This is a genomic window from Novosphingobium profundi, assembly GCF_020524485.1.
In the GTDB taxonomy this organism is placed as follows: domain Bacteria; phylum Pseudomonadota; class Alphaproteobacteria; order Sphingomonadales; family Sphingomonadaceae; genus Novosphingobium; species Novosphingobium profundi_A.
Window position 1 is genome coordinate 482,279 of the sequence record NZ_JAIVLF010000006.1, and the last position, 19,169, is coordinate 501,447.

Below are 19,169 nucleotides of genomic sequence, written 5' to 3' on the forward strand. Positions count from 1 at the left end.
TCGCGGACTGCAGCGCAGGAATCACTCCTGCGCGCCGGTTGCGGGATGGCAGATAGGGGTGTTCTGTGGAAAACGCAAGATAATTGCGCTTGCCGGTCCGATCCGAATCGGCTGAGCATGGAGCCCATGCCCGAGGTCCCCTCCCCCTGCCGCAACACCTGCGCGCTCGATTCCGCCCGGCGGGTCTGCCGCAGCTGCCACCGCACGATCGAGGAAATCGTCGCCTGGCCCCGCCTTGATAATGCAGGCAAGCGCGCGGTCTGGGCGCGGCTGGAAGCGTTGGCCCCAAAGTGAGCGAGCAGATGCGCGAACCTGATTTGCAGGTTGATGGCTGGTGCCTGAACGATGGCGAGGTCTATCACGCCGCCGCGCCGGACACCTTCTGGATACCCTCCCTGGGTGAGCGGGAGAACCTGGCGCCGGGCGATCTGGTGAAGCTCATCTTCCGGATCCAGCTCGATTGCCCCGACGAGCCGGTCGCCGTCGAACGCATGTGGGTACTCGTCCGCGCGCGCTACGACGGAGGTTTCCTGGGCCTTCTCGACAACGATCCCAGCAGCATCCGCGAGAACGACACGTTCTGGAGCGGAATCGAACTTCCCTTCCAGCCGCGCCATGTGATCGACATCGACGTGATCGACATCGACAAGGGGGATGCCAACACGCGCGCACTTGCGCAGAACGCCCCAAGGCGGCGCTGGCCCGGAGCCCAGGCCGTCTAGCTCAGCTCTCCCGGTCCCACTTCTGCGTTTCGGGGTCGGCGCTCACCACCAGACGGCGCAGGGCGGTGCGGGCAAGGCGCTCGACCTCGACCTTGCGGCGCGCAGCGGCAAGCTGACGCAAGGGGGCTGGTCGCAGGATCTCGGCGTCGTAGCTGTCCGCCACGATCACCCCGCAGGTATCGGGCAGGAACGCCTCGGTCTCCAGTGGAGCGCGGTCGAGCGAGGGGGGCAGCGCCCAGTAGAACCTGTCGCAGAAATCGAGATAGTCGGTCCACTTGCCATCGCCGAGCAGGTCGGCCCGGCTGACCTTGATCTCGACGATGATGACCTGCCCGCGTGCGTCCACGCCCATGAGGTCCGCGCGCCGTCCATTGCGCAGCATCATCTCAGGCAGGCACCAGATGTCGTTGCGGGCAAAGAGCCGCGAGACGCCGCGCACGACGTCGCTGGCAACGATGGAGGCGCCGCTCTCGGCAGCGGGATCGGGGCGAAGCGAATCGGTGACGGCCATGCCCGCCATGATAAGAACAAAATGGGAACTTGCAACGTGCGGCTGACAGTTCAGGCCATTCGACGCGCGGTCCCTTGCGGACTGAGGGCCAGATGGAGGAGCCCGTCGCGGGTGCGCACGAACTCGCTCCACAGCGCGCGGGCGGCGGCCTGGGGATGGCTCCCGCGCGCAAGGGCGGCGAGCAGCGCGGACAGTCCCGCCTCCATGATCGCAGAGAGATCCGCGATCTCCTGTTCGGCCTGGAGGCGGCGATCCTCTCCTGCATCGCGGACTTGCGCGGGGAATGCCCGGATGGCTTGGGTAAGCGGGGGGCAAGGCGTCCCGGCGATGCTGGCAATGGCTTGCGCGGCATCATGCAGGGCCGACCATTTCATCGACAGCGCGCTGGCCGACCCGTTTCCGAACTGGGCGCGCCCCGACCGGCCAGGTCCGGAACCTGAGGTGGCAAATTTGCCCGTCTTGTGCGGAGTCGCGTCCATGGTCAGCCTGTTTAGGCGCGGTGCGCTTGCCAATTTCCTAACTGCCACGCATTCACGCGGCCAATCCGCGCGCGCATTTGGGTGAAGTTCCTGCACATGCGGATGGATTTGGCGCTGGCGTCCCCGCCAAGGCTCTGCTAGGCGGCGCTTTACTGCACCCGTAGCTCAGCTGGATAGAGCGCTGCCCTCCGAAGGCAGAGGCCACAGGTTCGAATCCTGTCGGGTGCGCCAGCCTTCTGTCCGTGGCAATGTCCTGATTCTCGTGTGAGGGAACGGCTTTGGGTGGCGGGCTTGGCCCCCCTTTCTGTTGACCGACACTATTCTCCAGACATCGCTCTCGATCATGGCGGCGTGATTTTGGCGTCGCGGCTTCAAGCGTGCGCTCGGCTGGTTGTTCCCTTGCGTGATGGACCGATCCGTTAGGCTACGTGGGTTACATCCGTCCTGGAGCTACTTCGGTTTTACCTCGTTCCCATGGCTTCATAGCATGGCCCCGGACTGCTCAAGGCCATGGCAGCGGGATAGCCGCGACACGCGACTTCGGTGCCTGTGAGGGGGATGAAGAACCATGCTGTATGTTGAAGAGGCCGACCTGGCCTTCATCCATGTGCCCAAGAACGCAGGCCAGAGCATTCGTCGCGCGCTCGGCGACTGCGGCCGGCTTTCTTATGCCGCGATGGCCAGAGATCTGGGGGTTGACGAGCCAACGGCTGAGGGTCTGATGGAAGAGCCGGTGACAGGGCGGCCGGGGATCGACACAGCGGTCCAGCCCGAACATGTGCCGCTGCCATTCTTGAAACTGGCTTTTCCTTGCAGCTTTGAGCGTCTGCAAGCGGCGAAGAGCTTCATCATGGTGCGTCCTCCTCGCGACCGGTTCCTCTCGGCCTTGCTGCAGCGGATCCGCGAATATGGCGGGGCGGCGGCGTTGCGGGTGGACGATCCTCTCGTGGCGCAGGAAGCGCGCCGGATCTGCGACTGGCTCGAGGGACGCGGGCCCTTTTGCGACATGCCCTACATCCACTTTTCCCGTCAGATCGATTACGCTGAAATTGTAGGCGAAAGGATCGTTTCGGCGCTGTTCCCGCTTGATCGCACGGATGCGCTCGCCGCTTGGGTCAAACGGGAGACCGGGTTGGAGCTTGAGGTGGCCCATGACCATGCCCGGCGTGAACCCAAGGCCTGGGCAAGTTCGTTGCAGCCTGCCGTGCGCTTCATCGGCCGCAACCTCCTGCCCCAGACGCTCAAGAAGGCGATCTATCCCTTGTGGATGAACAGCGCGGCTTTTGCCAATGCGGCCAGTCGTTACGATACGGTTCGTCTCGATCCGGATGTGGAGCGTTTCATCGCGGACTATTATGCCCCGGATGCGGCCCTCTACGCCGAGGCACAGCGCTTTGCTCAGGATATCATGCAGCCGGTCCGCATGGCGGGGTGAGGACAATAGATAGAAGGCCCTTTTCAAGGGGCCATCGCCCCTTGACCCCGGAATCGGCGACTTCACTTTTCTCAGCCAGGGCGGCGCGTGGGAGGTGAGCTCGACAGTTCGGGGAGCCCGAGGGCGATGGCCCTCGGTTCTAGTTCTTTCCCTATTGTCCGTTTTCCGCGTTTGCCCCGGTTCGAAGGTTCAGGGACGTCCGGTCCTCGTATCGTCGAATTTGGAGCTGCCAAAGGTGGCCCAGTCGGTGCCCTCTCCCGGCGGGGCGGGAAGTTCGGTCTCCACGTCCTCGGGCGCGCTGCAGCGGCGGAAGCGGCGGTGGATGTAGGCCTTTGCGATCATGTTCGCCGAGATGGGCGCGCTCAGGAACAGGAACAGGGTGATGAGCAGTTCGTGGCTCGACCATTCCTGGCTGTGCAGCGGAAACCAGGCCATGGAGGCGAGGAGGATGCCGCCGACACCCAGCGTCGTGGCCTTGGTGGGGCCGTGCAGGCGGGTCATCAGCGAGGGCAGGCGGGCAAGGCCCCAGCTGCCGATGAGCGCAAAGGCGCCCCCCAGCACGATGAGAAAGGCGACGAGTGCGTCAAGCAGGGTGGTCATGGTATCGCCGCCTGTCATTCCACGATGTCCCCGCGCAGGAGGAACTTGGTGTAGGCCACCGTGCTGACGAAGCCGACCATGGCCATGAGCAGCGCGGCCTCGAAGAAGACCGTGGTGTCCGCAAAGATGCCGAACAGCATGATGAAGGCGATCGCGTTGATGACCATGGTGTCGAGCGCGAGGATGCGGTCGGGCGCGGTCGGGCCCTTGAGCAGGCTCCACAGGTTGAGCAGCATGGCCAGCGCCACACAGGCAAGTGCGATCTTGAGGGCGATGTCGATCACGCGAAGATCTCCATGAGGCGGCGTTCGTAGCGCTGCTTGATCTGGGCGATCTCGCCGTCCGGATCGTCGGTGTGCAGCGCATGGACAAGAAGGTGGCGCGCGTCGGTCGAGATGTCGACCGAGACGGTGCCAGGCGTCAGGCTGATCGTGCCCGCCAGCACCGTAATGGCTTCGGCCGATTGCAGTTCGAGCGGGATCGAGAGCCAGGCCGGGCGCAGGTCCTTATTGCGCTTGAACAGGATCAGGCGCGCGACGTGGAAGTTGGCGACCACGATGTCGTAGAGCACCAGGAACACGTAGCCCACGAGCGGCAGGCCCAGGCGCAGCTTTGCGCGTTCGGGCCAGAAGGGCGCGCTGAACAGGGGGACCAGAACCGCGAAGACCAGGCCCAGGATGGCGACTCCCAGGTTCAGGGAGTTGAACACGATCATCCACATGACCAGCAGCATGGCGGTCAGACCGGGGTGCGGGAGGAGGCGGTGCATCACGGAGCATCTCCTTGCGCGGTCGGGCTCGGGGGGGAGGCGGTCCCCAGGACCGAGCGCAGGTAGAGCGGCGTGTCGAGAACCTGCGCGGCGGTCCCTTGCGTGTACCGGGTGGCCGGGCCGGCGAACACGGTGAGGCCGACCAGCAGGGCGAGCAGGAACAGGCTGGGCAGGGCCTGGACGAGGCGCGGGGGATCACGGTCTTCGGGCAGTTCGGGCGTCTCATCGTGCTTCCAGAAGACGGTACTGCCCGCGCGCGCGAGGGCGACAACGGCGATGAGGCTGGTGACAAGGATCACGCCCCAGATCCAGGCCGCCTGCGGGCTGGCCAGTGCGGCATCAAGGATCAGCAGCTTGCCAAAGAAGCCCGACAGCGGGGGAAGACCCGCGAGCGCCACGCCGCCTGCCAGGAACAGGAAGGCCAGGAGCGAGGCCCCGGCAAAGCGCGGGGTGGGCACGATGGCGTCGCCCTCCACGCCGCGCCAGCGCACGACGAGGTCGACCGTCAGGAACAGGAAGGCGGCGGCGATGGTGGTGTGGGGCAGGTAGTAGAGCGCGGCGGCAAGGCCATCGCCATCGAACAGGGCGATGGCGACAAGCAGCGTGCCGGTCGAGCCGATAAGACCGAAGGCGGCCATGTCGCGAAGGCCGCGTGCCGCGAGCATCCCGGCAAACCCCAGGATAATGGTGCCGAGCGCTGCGGGAAGCAGGATTGGCTCGGCCACGTCGCCGAAAATCAGCGGGGTGGTGCGGATGATCGAGTAGGCGCCGACCTTGGTCATGATCGCGAAGAGCGCAGCGACGGCGGGCGCGGTCGAGGAATAGGCGCGCGGCAGCCACAGGTGCAGCGGCAGCAGCGCGGCCTTGAGCGCGAACACGGCGATGAGAACGAGCCCGCCGGCCAGGAACAGGCCGCGGTCCCCTTGCGCCAGCTGCGCCCCGCGTGCGGCCATGTCGGCCATGTTGAGCGTGCCGGTCACCCCGTAGAGGATGCCAAGGCCGACCAGAAACAGGGTCGAGCCGGTGAGGTTGACGACGACGTACTGCACGCCCGAAGTCAGGCGGCGCGCGCCCTGTCCGTGCAGGATCAGGCCGTAGGAGGCGATCAACAGGACCTCGAAGAAGACGAACAGGTTGAACAGGTCGCCGGTCAGGAAGGCGCCGTTGATGCCGAGCAGCTGGAACTGGAAGATCGGGTGGAAATTCCAGCCCTTGCGGTCAAGTTTGGTGAGCGCGGCGTGGGTCGCCACGGCAAAGCCCACGACCGAGGTCAGAAGCAGCATCCAGGCCGCAAGCTGGTCGAGCACGAGGACGATGCCGAAAGGCGCGGGCCAGTCGCCCATGGCGTAGGGCGTGGGGTCGGACTGGGAGGCGCGTAGCAGCAGGGCCACCGCGATCAGCACTTGCAGCGCGGTCGAGCCGATGGAGATTCCGGCCGCGACCATGCGGCGGCGGCGGCGGAAGATGAGCGCCATCGTGCCCGCCAGCGAGGGCAGCATGATGGGCGCGGCAATCAGCGAGGCGGCCAGGTTGTCGGAAATCGAAAGGCTCACGGGCGGGTTTCCCCCAGCATGTCGATGCGGTGGGCGTTGCGGCGTGCGATCCATTCCTCGCGGTCGCCGTCGAGTGGGTCGATGGCGGGGTCGGGCTCGCCGTCGACCTGGTCGGTGCCGGTTTCGAGGAAGGTGCGCAGCGAGAGCACGACAACCAGCGCGCTCATTCCGAAGGAGATGACGATGGCGGTCAGCACCAGCGCCTGAGGCAGCGGATCGGTGTAGGTCGCAGCGTCCTCGCTGAAGATTGGGGGGGCGCCCACTTTCAGGCGGCCGATGGCGAAGAGGAAGAGGTTGATCGCGTAGGAGAGCATCGTCACGCCCAGGACCACCGGGAAGGTGCGTCCGCGCAGCGAGAGGTAGATGCCCGCCCAGGTCAGCGCGCCAATGGCGGTGGCGATGAGGAATTCCATGCTCATGCGGGTGTCTCCCCGTTCGTTTCACGCAGTCTGGCGGGGTCGATGTCCATGGGACCGGCCTCGGCGGCCTTGGTCCCTGTGTCTTCCTTGTTGGCCCGCACGGCGATGTGACTCAGTTCGGCCAGCGCCAGCATCACCGCGCCGATGACGGTCATGCCCACGCCCACGTCGAAGGCCATGGCCGAGGCCAGCTCGAAATCGCCCAGCAGTGGCAGGTGGAAGTGGCCGAAGGCGCTGGTGAAGAGCGGGGCGCCGAAGACCAGCGAACCCAGCCCCGTCAGCGCGGCGATGGTCACGCCCAGGCCGATCAACAGGTGTTCGTCGATGCGGCGGCGTGCGTCGGTCCACTCAAAGCCCGAGGCCATGTACTGCACCAGCATCGCGATCGAGGCGACCAGCCCGGCAATGAAGCCGCCGCCCGGCGCGTTGTGGCCGCGCAGGAAGATGTAGATGGCAACGATCGTGGCGAGCGGCAGCAGCACGCGCGCGGCCACCGCGAACATCATCGGGTGGCGTTCGGGCGAGCGCGGCAGCTCGGCGATCCAGGCGCGCAGGCGCTGGCCGGCGGCGCCGCGCGCGGCCGGCTGGAGCATCGCGAAGATGGTGAGCGCGGCAATGCCCAGCACGGTGATCTCGCCAAAGGTGTCGAAACCGCGGAAGTCGACCAGCGTCACGTTGACGACGTTGTGGCCGCCGCCGCCCGACACGCTGTTTTCCCAGTGGTAGGTCGAGATCGGATCGTTGGGCTCGCGCGTCATCACCGCCCAGGCTGCGAAGCCGACTGCGCCGCCCCCGGCAAGGCCGATCAGCGCATCGCGCAGGCGCAGCGGCATGCTGGAGAGGCGCGAAGGCTTCTTGGGCAGAAGGTTGAGTGCAAGCAGCATGAGCAGGATCGTCACCGTCTCGACCGAAATCTGCGTCAGCGCGAGGTCGGGCGCGGAGAGGTAGACGAAGGCAAGGCTGACGACGAGGCCGATCACCGAGATGAAGACCAGCGTCAGGAAGCGCTGCTGCTGGGCGACCAGCACGGCGGCGATGCCCGACAGCAGGAGGAGCCAGGCGACGATGGCGACAGGGTGGGCGGGCAGGGTCTCGTGCGTGCCGGGCGTGTATCCGCCCTGGACCATGCCGTAGGCGCCGAGCGCAATGGCCAGCGCGAAGAGGACCGCCAGTTGGCGCTGGAGCGAGCCGTTGTGGATGGCATCGGAGACCACGCGGGCAGCATCGACGAGGCGTTCGACGAGGCTTTCGAACAGGGCCTTGCCGTCGGGCAGGTTGGCGACGTCCCAGCCCCGCTGGAGCCCCGCGTGACGCCACAGCAGGAAGGCGCCCGCAGCGACTGCGACGAGGCTCATGCCCAGCGCCGGGGTCAGCCCGTGCCAGAGCGCGGGGTGGAAGGTGGGCGCGCGCCCGCCCGTCACCGCGTCGATGGCCGGGACCATCAGCGCGTGGGTGAGGGTGTTGGGGGCAAGGCCGACGAGGATGGTGAGGACGACCAGCAGCGCGGACGGCGCCCACAGACCCAGCGGCGGATCGTGGGGCTTGGCCGGATAGCTCTCGCGCCTGGGGCCAAGGTAGAGGTGGAAGATGTAGCGCAGCGAATAGGCCACCGAGAACGCGGCGGCGAGGACGGCAAGCATCGGCAGCAGCCAGTCCTGGCCCGACCAGACGGTGTGCGCGGCCTCTTCCAGCATCATCTCCTTGGAGAGGAAGCCGCCGAGCGGGGGCAGGCCCGCCATCGAGGCGGCCGCCACGATGCCCAGCGTTGCGGTGATCGGCATGAGCGTGGCCAGACCGCCCAGCTTGCGGATGTCACGGGTGCCCGCTTCGTGGTCGACGATCCCCGCGTTCATGAACAGCGCGGCCTTGAACAGCGCGTGGTTGAGCAGGTGGAACAGCGCGGCCATTGCCGCCCCCGGCGTGCCGAAGCCCAGAAGCATGGTCATCAGGCCCAGATGGCTTACGGTCGAATAGGCGAGGATGCCCTTCAGGTCCTGCTTGAAGAAGCCGACGACGGCGGCCAGCAGCATGGTCACGAGGCCCGTCGTCGCGACGAGATAGAACCAGGTCTCGGTGCCCGCGAGGACCGGCCAGAGGCGCGCCATCAGGAAGACGCCCGCCTTCACCATGGTGGCCGAGTGCAGGTAGGCGCTCACCGGCGTGGGCGCGGCCATGGCGTGGGGCAGCCAGAAGTGGAACGGGAACTGCGCGGACTTGGTGAAGCAGCCCAGGAGGATGAGAATGAGCGCGGCCGGGTAGAGGGGCGAAGCCTGGATCGTCTCACCCCGGGCGAGAAGTGCGCCCAGCTCGTAAGTGCCCGCGATGTGGCCCAGCAGCAGCAGCCCGGCGATGAGGGCAAGCCCGCCTCCGCCGGTGACCGCGAGTGCCATGCGCGCGCCCTGCCGACCTTCCGCCTTGCCGCTGCGAAAGCCGATGAGAAGGAAGGAGGAAAGGCTCGTTAGCTCCCAGAAAACCAGCAGCAGCAGGATGTTGCCGGAAAGCGAGATGCCCACCATCGCGCCCTGGAACAGCAGCAGCAGCGAGAGGAAGCGTCCCAACGCTTCGTCGCCCGGCAGGTAGAAGCGGGCGTAGATGACGATGAGCAGGCCAATCCCCAGGATCAGCCCGGTGAACAGGAACGCCAGCCCATCGAGGCGCAGCGAGAAGGCCAGGTCGAGCGCGGGCACCCATTCGGCCCGGAATGCCTGGACCGAACCGGAGAGGATGTCAGGAGCCGTGCCGCCGAGGAACCAGAGCCCGGCCAGAACCGGGGCCAGCGCCACCAGGGTCTGTGCGTTGCGGCTCAGGCGGCCGCCCGCGGCCAGCAGGAGGCAACCGATGAACGGCAGGACGGCAATCAGGACCAGATGCAAGAGTTTCCCCCTTGTTGCCGACCGGAACGGCAGCAATTGCGTAGGTGTTCAGCGATGGAGAGCCCGTTTCCCCGCTCAGGGCGTCGGACGCAAGCCCTAAGCGTCAACTTCCCGACATTCGCCCGGTTTCAGGAAGCTGGACAAACTCTTGTACGCGCCTTGCGGGTTCTGGCGCACCCCGTCGAGGACGATGCGCAGGGCCAGTGCAAAGGCCTTGTCCTCGGGCATCGCCTTGGAGCCGCGCGCCGCGCCCAGCATCTCGATGGCCATATAGAGCATGTCCGGGGTGAAGCCTTCATCGACCTGTCCGCAGCCCCGCGCGGTTTCGAGGAGGAGGTCGAGCATGCGTTCATAGCGCGGACGCAGCCGCTCGGCGAAGGCCTGGATGCGGTCTTCATCGACGGTGCACAGGAGCGGGAAGTGGATCGAGGCGGCTCGGCTCTGGCAGGTGAGGGCATCGACCAGGAGAGCCGGATCGCCCGCGCGTGTCTCGATCGTCTGCAAGGCGTCCTCGATCTCGCCTTCGACCACCGCCATGATCAGTTCCGCGCGGTCGGCGAAGTGGCGGTAGAGCGTGCCGCGTCCGCATCCGGCCTCCTCGATCACCGCCTGGAGCGGGGTGTCGGGGCCGTGGCTTGCGAACACGTGCGCGGCGGCCTCGATCAGGCGCCGCCTATGTTCGAGCGCATCTGCACGCATGGGGGATCTCCTTGTCGTCTGCGTCGTCTGCCGCGTGTCGCCTTCTGCATGTTCGTGGCGCGCTGATACCGTGTGTCGGCGCCGAAGGCCACGAATAAACGGACAGGGCTTGTCCACTTATTGCGCGTGCGATAAGCCCCCTCCCCAATGATCCTCCTTTGGAACGGTGACACCGTGCTTCGATCTCTTCGCCCATGGCGCGTTGGCGCGCTGGCTGGACTTGCCCTGCTGGCGGCATGTGGCGGGGAGCCGACACCGAGCGCGCCGCCCGCGGTTCCCGTCAGGACGATCAAGGTTTCCCGCCAGGAAGTGCCCAACGTGATCGAGTTGCCCGGCCGTATCGAGGCGGTCCGCTCAGCCGAGGTGCGGGCGCGCAGTGACGGTATCGTGCTGCGCCGCCTCTATGAGGAAGGCGCAAGCGTGGCGGCGGGCACCCCGCTGTTCGAGATCGATCCGCGTGACTACCGCGCGCAGGTGCAATCGGCCGAGGCGGCCCTCCAGCGGGCCATTGCCGCGCAGCAGAACGCGGCCTCGATCGTCACGCGCTACGAACCGCTGATCGCCGAGCGTGCGGTGAGCGCGCAGGAATTCGACGCGGCGCAGTCCGATCTGCGGCAGGCCAACGCGCAGGTCAGCGAGGCGCGCGCCGCGCTCGACCGCGCCAAGCTCCAGCTCAGCTACACCACCGTGCGCGCGCCCATCGCAGGCCGCGCCAGCAGCGCCGAAGTGACCGAGGGCGCGCTGGTGAGCGGGGCGGAAGGTACGCTCCTGACCCGTGTCGACCAGGTAAGTCCGGTCTACGCCGAGTTCAGCGTCTCCAGCGCCTCGGTGCTCGACACCTTCGCGCAGGTGCGCAGCGGCGAGCTCGCTGTGCCGGATCTGGAGACCATCGAGGTCTCGCTGATCCTCGAGAACGGCGAGGAATACGGTCCCGTTGGACACCTCGACTTTGCGAGCCCCGTGGTTTCGCCCGAGACCGGCAGCCAGACCCTGCGCGCGCGCTTCGCCAACCCGGAACGCCTGCTGGCACCGGGGCAGTTCGTGCGCGGGCGCATCCGGCTGGGCGTGCGCAAGGACGGGATGACGGTGCCCGCGCGTGCGGTCCAGTTCCAGGGCTCGCAGCCGCAGGTGTCGGTGATGGGCGAGGACGGTTCGGTCAAGGCGCGCAAGGTGCGCCTGGGTGCCTTGCTGGGCAAGGACTGGATCGTCAACGACGGCCTCAAGCCCGGAGAGCGGGTGATCGTCGAGGGCTGGGCCAAGCTGCGTCCGGGGCAGAAGGCGACGGAGGCCAAGAGCGGGGCCAAGGCACCGGCCAAGGGCACGGCCAGGACCGGGGGCGCCTGAGGCGATGGATCGGTTCTTCGTCTACCGGCCGGTCTTCGGCTGGGTCATCGCCGCGTTCATCGCGCTGGGCGGGATCATCGCGCTCCTCAACCTTGCTATCGAGCAGTACCCGTCCGTCGCGCCGCCCTCGCTCAACCTCAGCTATACCTACACCGGCGCCGATGCCGAGACGCTCGACAAGAACGTGACCTCGGTGATCGAGCGCGAGCTGAACGGGGTCGACAACTACCTCTACATGGCCTCGACGAGCCGTTCCAACGGCACGGGCGAGATCACGCTGACCTTCGAATCGGGCACCGATCTCGACGTCGCGCGGGTCGAGGTGATGGACCGGCTCAACCGCGCCGAGCCGCGCCTGCCGGAACAGGTGCGCCAGATGGGCATCCAGATCACCGACCGCGCCTCGGGCTTCCTGATGGTCGTTGCGATGTCCTCGTCCGATGCGTCGATGAGTGCGCTTGAGGTCGGCAACTACACCAACAACAATGTCCTCAACGAACTGCGCCGGGTGGACGGCGTGGGCGATGTCATGCTGTTCGGCTCGCAGTACGCGATGCGCATCTGGATCGATCCGACGCGCCTTGCTGGCTACAACCTCTCGGCTTCCGAGGTGCTGGCTGCCGTGCAGGAGCAGAACAGCCAGACCGCAGGCGGCGGCCTTGGTGAACAGCCAGTCACGCGCGAAACCGAGTTCTCGGCCAAGATCATCACCCAGAACCGCTTTTCCGATCCCGAACAGTTCGAGCAGATCATCGTCAAGTCGAACCAGGACGGTTCGACCGTGCGGCTTTCCGATGTGGCGCGGGTCGAGCTGGGTGCGGAGACCTACGGCTTCAAGGCGCGCTACAACGGCAAGGAGATCGCCGGCATGGCGATCCAGCTGGCGACCGGTGCCAACGCGGTGGAGACCGCCAAGGCGGTGCGCGAGCGCCTCGCCCAGCTGGAAGCCAATTTCCCCGACAGTCTCACCTGGGACGTGGCCTTCGATTCCACCCCCTTCATCAACGCCTCGGTCGACAGCGTGATCCACACCCTTGTCGAGGCGATGGTGCTGGTCTTCGCGGTCATGTTCCTGTTCCTGCAGAATTGGCGCGCGACACTGATCCCGGCCGTGGTGGTGCCCATCGCGCTTCTGGGCGCGTGCCTTGGCCTCTATCTCTTCGACTTTTCGATTAACACGCTTTCGCTTTTCGCCATGGTGGTGGCGATCGGCATCCTCGTCGACGACGCCATCGTCGTGGTCGAGAACGTCGAGCGCATCATGAGCGAGGAAAAGCTGCCGCCCCGTCTCGCCACGATCAAGGCGATGGGCCAGATCCGCGGCGCAATCATCGGCATCACGCTGGTCCTGGTTGCCGTGTTCGTGCCGATGGCCTTCTTCCCGGGCTCGACAGGCGGTATCTACCGCCAGTTCTCGGTGACGCTCGCGGTCTCGATCCTGTTCTCGGCGGTGCTGGCGCTCACCTTCACCCCGGCCCTGTGCGCGACGCTCCTGCGCGAGGAGTATGGCCACGAGGGTGAGGACGAGGAGGCCCCCGTGCCGCCCGGCGTGCGTGGCTGGCCCCGCCGCTTCTTCCGCAGTTTCAACGAGCGCTTCGGGGCGGCCACCAACCGCTTCACCCGCACCATCGGCACCATGCTTTCGGGGCCCTTGCGCTGGATGGCCGTCTTTGCGGTCATGGCGGTGCTGACGGGTGTCCTCTTTACCCGTCTTCCCGGCGGCTTCCTACCCGAAGAGGACCAGGGCTACTTCATGGTCAACGTCGATGCGCCGGTGGGCGCGACGATGCAGCGCACCGAGGCGGTGGTGAAGCAGATCGAGGCGAACCTCACCGCCCAGCCCCAGGTTCGCTCGATCATCTCGGTGGTGGGCTTCAACTTCTTCGGCCAGAGCCAGAGCGCTGGCCTTGCCTTCGTCGATCTCCACCCCTGGGAGGAGCGCACTGGCGAGGAGGACAGCATCAACGCGATCATCGGCAGGTTCCAGCGTTTTGCAGGCTCGCTGACCGACGCGACCGTCTTTGCTTTGAACCCCCCCGCGATCCAGGAACTGGGCAATGCCACCGGCTTCTCGCTCAAGGTCGAGGACCGTTCGGGCAACGACCGGGAAGGGCTGGTCGCCGCGCGCGATGCGATTCTGGGTGAGGCGATGCAGAACCCTGCGCTCATGCAGGTGCGCCCCGACGGGCCGGGCAATGCGCCTGAACTCTATGTCGACATCGACCGGGTCAAGGCGCGGGCGCTCGGCCTCTCGATCCAGTCGGTGAACCAGATGCTGGCGATCAGCTTCGGCTCGTCCTACGCCAACGACTTCACGCGCGATGGCAACACGCTGCGCGTCTACGTCCAGGCCGATGCGCCCGCGCGCATGACGCCCGATGACGTGATGAACCTGCGCGTGCGCGGGGAGAACGGCCAGATGGTGCCCTTCAGTGCCTTTGCGAAGAGTTCCTGGCGTTCCGGGCCGATCCAGGTCGAGCGCTACAACGGGTATCCCTCGCTCACCATTTCGGGCAACGCCGCGCCGGGGCACTCCTCGGGCGAGGCGCTCGACATCATGGAGGAGATCGCCGCGCGCAACCTGACGGGCGCGATGAGCTACGAGTGGACCGGCACGGCCTACGAGGAACGCCAGGCGGGCGGGCAGATCGGCCTGCTGCTGGGCCTGAGCGTCATCGTCGTGTTCCTGCTGCTCGCTGCACTCTACAACAGCTGGGGCATTCCCATCGCGGTGCTGCTGGTGGTGCCCTTCGGGATCATGGGCGCGGTGGTCTTCACGCTGCTGCGTTCGCTTTCGGCCGACGTCTACTTCAACATCGGTCTCATCACCATCATCGGCCTGGCCGCCAAGAACGCGATCCTGATTGTCGAGTTCGCCATCGAGGATGAGGATGCGGGCAGCTCGCCGCGCGAGGCGACCCTGGAGGCCTCGCGCCAGCGCCTGCGTCCGATCCTGATGACCAGCCTTGCCTTCATCCTGGGTATGGTGCCGCTCGCGATTGCCTCGGGCGCGGGGGCGGCAAGCCGCCAGGCGGTCGGCACGGGCGTCATGGGCGGGATGATCGCGGCTACCGCGCTCGGCATCTTCTTCACGCCGGTCTTCTACTATCTGACCCGCACCTACCTCAGCAAACGGCGCGATCCGCAAGCCGAGGACGCGCGCTGGCTGGCGCAGAACCGCGATGATGGGGACGAAAACGGCCCTGGCCCGGAGAGGGAGGCCCCCCATGCGTAAGTGCGCCGCACTGCTCCTGGCAGGACTGGCCAGCGCCTGCAGTCTTGCCCCCGACTATGAGCGGCCCAATGCGGCCATTTCGCCTGTCTACCGGGACGGGCAGGTGGACGCCGCGTCGCAAGCCGAGGCTCCGCTCGCGACCGAACTGGGCTGGCGTCAGTTCTTCCGCGACCCGCGCCTCCAGTCGTTGATTGCAGCGGCGCTCACCAACAACCGCGACCTGGCCCAGTCCTACGCCCGGGTCGACCAGGCCCGCGCGCAGTTCCGCATCCAGGCCGCCGGCCGCCTGCCCGCTTTGGACGCGACGGGCACCGGCACACGCAGCCAGACTCCCATCGCGGGGCTCGGCGCGGTCGGATCGGCGATCCCGGGTGACGGCAGTGGCGGGGGTGGTACGCCTGTGCCCGACTCCATCCGCTTTACCCAGTTCGGCGCGAACCTGGGCGTCAGCTCCTTCGAGCTCGACCTGTGGGGCCGCGTGCGCAATCTGACCCGCCTGCAGCGTGAGAACTGGCTGGCTTCGGTTGAGGGCGCGCGCGCTTACCGTCTCTCGCTCATCGCGCAGGTCGCCGCGACCTACTTCGACATCCGCGCCGGAGAAGAGCGGATCGCGCTGGCCCGCCGCAGCCTCGAAGGGCGCCGCGAGGGTGAGCGGATCGCCCGCATGCGCCTCGAGGCCGGGGTTACCTCGACCGCCGACTACGACCAGACCGTACTCCTCCTCACCCAGGCCGAGACCGAACTCGCCGAGATCCAGCGCACCACCGAACAGGCGCGCAACCTGCTGAACGTGCTGGTCGGCGGGTCGATCACCGGCCCGATGCCCGCCGGTCTCTCATTGTCCGAGCAGGTCGTGCCGGTAAGGGCGGGTCTGCCCTCGACCCTGCTCGAACAGCGCCCGGACATCCTGCAGGCCGAGCACGCGCTGATCGGCGCCAACGCCAATATCGGCGCGGCGCGCGCGGCCTATTTCCCGACGATCTCGCTGACCGGCACGCTGGGCTTCATGTCGAACGCGCTCGGCTCGCTCTTCGACGGCGCGAACGAGAGCTGGAGCTATGGCGGCACGGCCAGCCTGCCGATCTTCAACTGGGGACGGCGCGAGGCCGAGGTGCGTCTCAGCAAGGCGCAGGCCGCCGAACTGGAAGCGGCCTACCAGTCGGCGGTGCAGAACGCCTTTCGCGAGGTCGCCGACGGGCTTGTCGGGCGCGAGCGCTTTGCCGAGCAGATCGAGATCCAGCAGCGCACCATTGCCGCGCAGCGCCGGCTCGCCCGCACGGCGCGCCTGCGCTACGACAACGGCATCGCGATCTACCTGGAAGTGCTCGACGCCGAGCGCAGCCTGTTTTCGGCCAGCCAGACGCTGATTTCGCTGCGCGCGACCGAACTGCAGAACGCGGTCAACCTCTATACGGCGCTCGGCGGCGGTCTCGAGGAGGTCGCGGGCGTCCCGGACCAGGACTGATCAGCCGTCCGGGGCGGCGCGCAGAGCCAGCAGCGCGAAGCTCGCCAGCCAGTGTTCGCCCATGTAGTCGCCCGCGACATGGGGGAGGGCTCTGGTGAGGTGTGCTTGGGCGCGGGCCTCCAGCAGCGTTGTGCGTGAGGAAGGCGCGAGGCCTGCCGCGATCTCGCGCAGGCACCACGCGCGGCTGAGGTTGAGCCCGTCGAGATGCGCGATCTTGCCATCGCTGCGGTCCGAGACGGTGGCCGGTTGCAGGTCGCTGTCCAGCCAGCCCCCCTCCGGCAGGAACGCGGCGAACCACGGGGCGAAGTCGCGCGCAGGCAGGCAGCGGCGCATCAGTACGGCTGCGGTGAGGGCGGGGGAGAGGAATTCATCGCCCCCCGGCTCCCAGCCCCGGTAGTCGCGGCGGTCTCCAAAGACGCGCAGCGCCCAGCTTTCGATTGTCTCGGCGAGCGCAGCATCGTGGACCTGCGCCCATTCGTGCGCGAGGATCAGCGCGAAGGCGGTGTTGAAGTGGGTGCCCACGGTGATCGGGTAGGTCAGCTTGCCGAGATAGTCGCCAACTGCTGTGGCAAGACGCCGGGCGAGTGGTTCCAGACGTGCGGCCCAGCCCCGGTCCTCGTGGCGGGTCGCTTCCAGGTGGAGCGCCAAGAGCCAGCCCCAGCCATAGGGCCGCTCGAACCCGCGCGCGGAAGGCCGGTCGAGATAGGCAAGTTCCACGTCCAGCTTTTCGGGGCTGAACGTGGTTTCGGCCAGCGTCGCGATGTCCGCGCTTTCGGACATCGCGGGGAACATCCGGCGCAAGGTCAGCAGCGTCCACCAGCCATGCACGCAGCTGTGCCAGTCGAAACTGCCGAAGAAGACCGGGTGCAGCACGCGCGGGGGCAGGACATCCCCGTCACTCTCCATCACGTGGTCGAGCTTGTGCGGGTATTCGCGTGCGACATGGCCAAGGGCGATGTTCGCAAAGCGGGCGGCCAGGGCCGGATCGAGTTGGGTCATGGAAACGCCAGAAAATAGATGAGAAGGACATTGCAGGCAAAGAGCGGCAGCGCCGTTCCCACCTGCGCGCGGATGACGCCGTACTGGCTGCGCAGGTCGAGCAGCACGGCGGGCACAATGTTGAAGTTGGCGGCCATGGGGGTGAGCAGCGTGCCGCAAAAGCCCGCCAGCATGCCGACCGCTCCGATCAGCGCGACGTTGCCGCCATAGTCCTCGACCAGCACGGGGATGCCGATGGCGGCGGCCATCACCGGGAAGGCGGCAAAGGCGTTGCCCATGATGACGGTGAAGAGGAGCATGCCGGTGCAATAGACAAGGACGGCGAGGAACAGGCTGCCGCGCGGCAGGAGCGTGCCTGCAAGGTCCCCGACGATGGAGCCCACGCCCGCGAGCGCGAAGACGGCGCCCAGCGCGGCCAGCATCTGCGGCAGAATCGCGGCCCATCCGATGGAATCCATGAGCCGGCGCCCTTCCTCGAGCGGTGCAAGGAGCGGCGCGCGCATCCACAGCATGGCCAGCGCCAGAGCCAGGAGCACGCCGACCCCCAGCAGGATCAGAGTCTCGCGGCGCGCTTCGAACAGGCCGCTCTCACCCAGCGGGGTATAGGTGTAGACAAGGGTGCCCGCGACCGCGGTGAGCGGGATGACGAGCGCGGGCACGAAAAGCCGGTTGCCGAGGCGTGCGGCGAGTGCCGTGCGCTCCTTTTCGCTGGTTGTAGCCGGGTGGCTGCGGCCAAGCTGTCCCGTTCCGGCCAGCGCGACGAGGACCAGCACCAGGATCCCGTTCGCCAGGTCCGAGATGTGCGAGCCGAAGAAGAAACTGCCCGCCAGCAATCCCCAGAAGGCGGCGTTGCCCCAGCGCTTGGGGTTTGTCCGGTCGCGCAGGCTGAGGAGCGCCCAGGCGCTGAAGACAAGCCCGGTCAGGACGTAAAGCCATTCGAGCGTGATCATGCGGCGCCTTCCGTTTCGCTGGCGGGAAGGCGGGCCAGGCGCTGATCGTGCGCCAGAAGGCGCGCGCCATGAAGCAGGAAGGCGCAGATCGCGCTCGGGATCGCCCAGACCGAAAGCTGCAAGGGGGCAAGGGGATAGCCTTGCGCCTCGAACACGCCCTGGATCAGGAGGATCGAGGCAATCGCGAAGAAGATGTCCTCTCCGAAGAAGAGCCCGATGTTGTCGGTTGCGGCGGCCATTGCGCGCACCTTCTCGCGTTCCTTGAGGGAGAGCGCCCCGTGGGCGCGCTCGGCGGCGGCCTCGGCCATGGGGGCTATGAGGGGGCGCACCGTTTGCGGGTGCCCACCGATGTCCTTCATGCCCAGCGCTGCCGTAATCTGGCGAAAGCCGAGGTAGAGGACAAGCAGGCGTCCCATGGTGGCTCCGCGGACCTGCCCGATGAGCGTGCGCGCCCGCTCCTGAAGCCCGTAACGCTCGAGGAGCCCGATCACGGGAAGGATGATCCAGGTGACGGAGATATAGCGGTTGTCGTTGAAGGCCTTGCCCAGGGCCTCGAGCACGGGGACGAACTCCAGCCCGCCAAGTAGGCCGGTGACGATGGCCGAGACGGCCACCACCATCAGGGGATTGAGCCGGGCCACGAAGCCCACGACGACAAGCGCGATGCCGATCAGCGGCCAGTAGGTCATGTCTGCACAGATCTCCTTGGGCACGGCACGCCGTTCGCAGGCCGCATCATGCCCTGAGCCTAAGCGGCGCCCCCATCAGATGCCAACTTTTGACTGCGAGGAGAACGCCAACGTGCGGTCAGAGCATCACCTGAGGCTCATCAGAGATGGCCAAGCCGTGCACCGGGACGAGGATTTACGACGGCGAATCCCTGTCTCGCCGGGGCGCTGCTCCGGCGGTGGTCGATAGTTGCCCTCTAGGACGTATGCGCGAACAAAAATGACCTGATTTCCGTCATTTGGAAAAAATGCCGATTTCATGAAGGTTTTTTGAAAAAAGGGTTTGACCGAATCGCGGGGCTCACTTAGAGGGCCTCTCACCGCAGCGAAGCACGCCGCCAAACACGGCGCTTTGGGGTGGTCGCCACGATAGACGGACAGCTTGTTC

The 19,169-nt window shown here is 66.8% G+C and carries 19 protein-coding genes and 1 tRNA gene; 7 read left to right on the forward strand and 13 right to left on the reverse strand.

What is annotated here, in order from left to right; all coding sequences use genetic code 11:
- The first annotated feature begins 126 nt into the window (after nt 1-126).
- Together LC060_RS18710 and LC060_RS18715 are read left to right on the forward strand one after the other, a co-directional pair.
- Complete coding sequence (locus LC060_RS18710) at nt 127-294, forward strand: DUF1289 domain-containing protein (RefSeq protein ID WP_226638210.1); 168 nt, start codon at nt 127-129, stop codon at nt 292-294.
- An 8-nt stretch (nt 295-302) separates the two neighbouring features.
- A complete protein-coding gene (locus tag LC060_RS18715) occupies nt 303-722 on the forward strand; it encodes a hypothetical protein (RefSeq protein ID WP_226638211.1) in 420 nt (139 codons plus the stop codon).
- Nucleotide 723: 1 nt separating this feature from the next.
- Here LC060_RS18715 and LC060_RS18720 read toward each other — a convergent pair whose 3' ends face one another.
- Together LC060_RS18720 and LC060_RS18725 are read right to left on the reverse strand one after the other, a co-directional pair.
- Nucleotides 724-1,233, reverse strand: a complete 510-nt coding sequence (locus LC060_RS18720) for an MmcB family DNA repair protein (RefSeq protein ID WP_226638212.1) — start codon at nt 1,231-1,233, stop codon at nt 724-726.
- Nucleotides 1,234-1,283: 50 nt separating this feature from the next.
- Nucleotides 1,284-1,607 carry a hypothetical protein gene (locus LC060_RS18725; protein WP_226638213.1) on the reverse strand — a complete coding sequence of 108 codons (324 nt, stop codon included), beginning with the start codon at nt 1,605-1,607 and terminating at the stop codon, nt 1,284-1,286.
- Between the two features lie 259 nt (nt 1,608-1,866).
- Here LC060_RS18725 and LC060_RS18730 point away from each other — a divergent pair.
- A tRNA-Arg gene (locus tag LC060_RS18730) sits at nt 1,867-1,943 on the forward strand.
- Between the two features lie 337 nt (nt 1,944-2,280).
- Nucleotides 2,281-3,147, forward strand: coding sequence for a sulfotransferase family protein (locus LC060_RS18735; RefSeq protein WP_226638214.1), 867 nt, complete (start codon nt 2,281-2,283; stop codon nt 3,145-3,147).
- Between the two features lie 189 nt (nt 3,148-3,336).
- Here the strand turns inward: LC060_RS18735 and LC060_RS18740 are convergent, their stop codons facing one another.
- The 7 genes from LC060_RS18740 to LC060_RS18770 all read right to left on the reverse strand — a co-directional run bounded on the left by LC060_RS18740 (nt 3,337) and on the right by LC060_RS18770 (nt 10,060).
- The gene (locus LC060_RS18740; RefSeq protein ID WP_226638215.1) at nt 3,337-3,747 is read right to left on the reverse strand and encodes a Na+/H+ antiporter subunit G; all 411 of its coding nucleotides are present in this window, start codon (nt 3,745-3,747) and stop codon (nt 3,337-3,339) included.
- A gap of 14 nt (nt 3,748-3,761) precedes the next feature.
- Nucleotides 3,762-4,031 (reverse strand): K+/H+ antiporter subunit F, encoded by a 270-nt coding sequence (locus LC060_RS18745; RefSeq protein WP_039389717.1) that lies wholly within the window; start codon nt 4,029-4,031, stop codon nt 3,762-3,764.
- On the reverse strand, nt 4,028-4,516 hold the full coding sequence (locus LC060_RS18750; protein ID WP_226638216.1) for a Na+/H+ antiporter subunit E: 489 nt from the start codon (nt 4,514-4,516) through the stop codon (nt 4,028-4,030). Before LC060_RS18750 ends, LC060_RS18745 begins: the two co-directional genes overlap by 4 nt.
- Complete coding sequence (locus tag LC060_RS18755) at nt 4,516-6,069, reverse strand: monovalent cation/H+ antiporter subunit D (protein ID WP_226638217.1); 1,554 nt, start codon at nt 6,067-6,069, stop codon at nt 4,516-4,518. The genes LC060_RS18750 and LC060_RS18755 overlap by 1 nt, the downstream gene beginning before the upstream one ends.
- Nucleotides 6,066-6,482 carry a Na+/H+ antiporter subunit C gene (locus tag LC060_RS18760; RefSeq protein WP_413465137.1) on the reverse strand — a complete coding sequence of 139 codons (417 nt, stop codon included), beginning with the start codon at nt 6,480-6,482 and terminating at the stop codon, nt 6,066-6,068. The genes LC060_RS18755 and LC060_RS18760 overlap by 4 nt, the downstream gene beginning before the upstream one ends.
- A gap of 2 nt (nt 6,483-6,484) precedes the next feature.
- Nucleotides 6,485-9,361, reverse strand: a complete 2,877-nt coding sequence (locus LC060_RS18765; RefSeq protein WP_226638219.1) for a monovalent cation/H+ antiporter subunit A — start codon at nt 9,359-9,361, stop codon at nt 6,485-6,487.
- Between the two features lie 96 nt (nt 9,362-9,457).
- On the reverse strand, nt 9,458-10,060 hold the full coding sequence (locus tag LC060_RS18770) for a TetR/AcrR family transcriptional regulator (RefSeq protein ID WP_226638220.1): 603 nt from the start codon (nt 10,058-10,060) through the stop codon (nt 9,458-9,460).
- 174 nt (nt 10,061-10,234) lie between these two features.
- On the opposite strand from LC060_RS18770, the gene LC060_RS18775 reads away from it, so the two are divergent.
- The 3 genes from LC060_RS18775 to LC060_RS18785 are packed head-to-tail and all read left to right on the forward strand — an operon-like array spanning nt 10,235 to nt 16,104.
- Nucleotides 10,235-11,404: an efflux RND transporter periplasmic adaptor subunit gene (locus LC060_RS18775; RefSeq protein WP_226638221.1), complete on the forward strand. Its 1,170-nt coding sequence runs from the start codon at nt 10,235-10,237 to the stop codon at nt 11,402-11,404.
- 4 nt (nt 11,405-11,408) lie between these two features.
- On the forward strand, nt 11,409-14,639 hold the full coding sequence (locus LC060_RS18780; RefSeq protein WP_226638222.1) for a multidrug efflux RND transporter permease subunit: 3,231 nt from the start codon (nt 11,409-11,411) through the stop codon (nt 14,637-14,639).
- Complete coding sequence (locus LC060_RS18785) at nt 14,632-16,104, forward strand: efflux transporter outer membrane subunit (RefSeq protein ID WP_226638223.1); 1,473 nt, start codon at nt 14,632-14,634, stop codon at nt 16,102-16,104. Before LC060_RS18780 ends, LC060_RS18785 begins: the two co-directional genes overlap by 8 nt.
- On the opposite strand, the gene LC060_RS18790 is transcribed toward LC060_RS18785, so the two are convergent.
- The 4 genes from LC060_RS18790 to LC060_RS18805 form a co-directional block, all read right to left on the reverse strand.
- Entirely contained in the window at nt 16,105-17,103 is a 999-nt protein-coding gene (locus LC060_RS18790; RefSeq protein WP_226638224.1) for a DUF2891 domain-containing protein, read from the reverse strand. It lies immediately after the preceding gene.
- Complete coding sequence (locus LC060_RS18795; protein WP_226638225.1) at nt 17,100-18,053, reverse strand: DUF979 domain-containing protein; 954 nt, start codon at nt 18,051-18,053, stop codon at nt 17,100-17,102. The genes LC060_RS18790 and LC060_RS18795 overlap by 4 nt, the downstream gene beginning before the upstream one ends.
- A complete protein-coding gene (locus LC060_RS18800) occupies nt 18,050-18,742 on the reverse strand; it encodes a DUF969 domain-containing protein (protein WP_226638226.1) in 693 nt (230 codons plus the stop codon). Before LC060_RS18800 ends, LC060_RS18795 begins: the two co-directional genes overlap by 4 nt.
- 126 nt (nt 18,743-18,868) lie before the next feature.
- Nucleotides 18,869-19,169, reverse strand: a 301-nt coding sequence (locus LC060_RS18805; RefSeq protein WP_226638227.1) for a hypothetical protein, incomplete at its 5' end; no start/stop codon positions are given.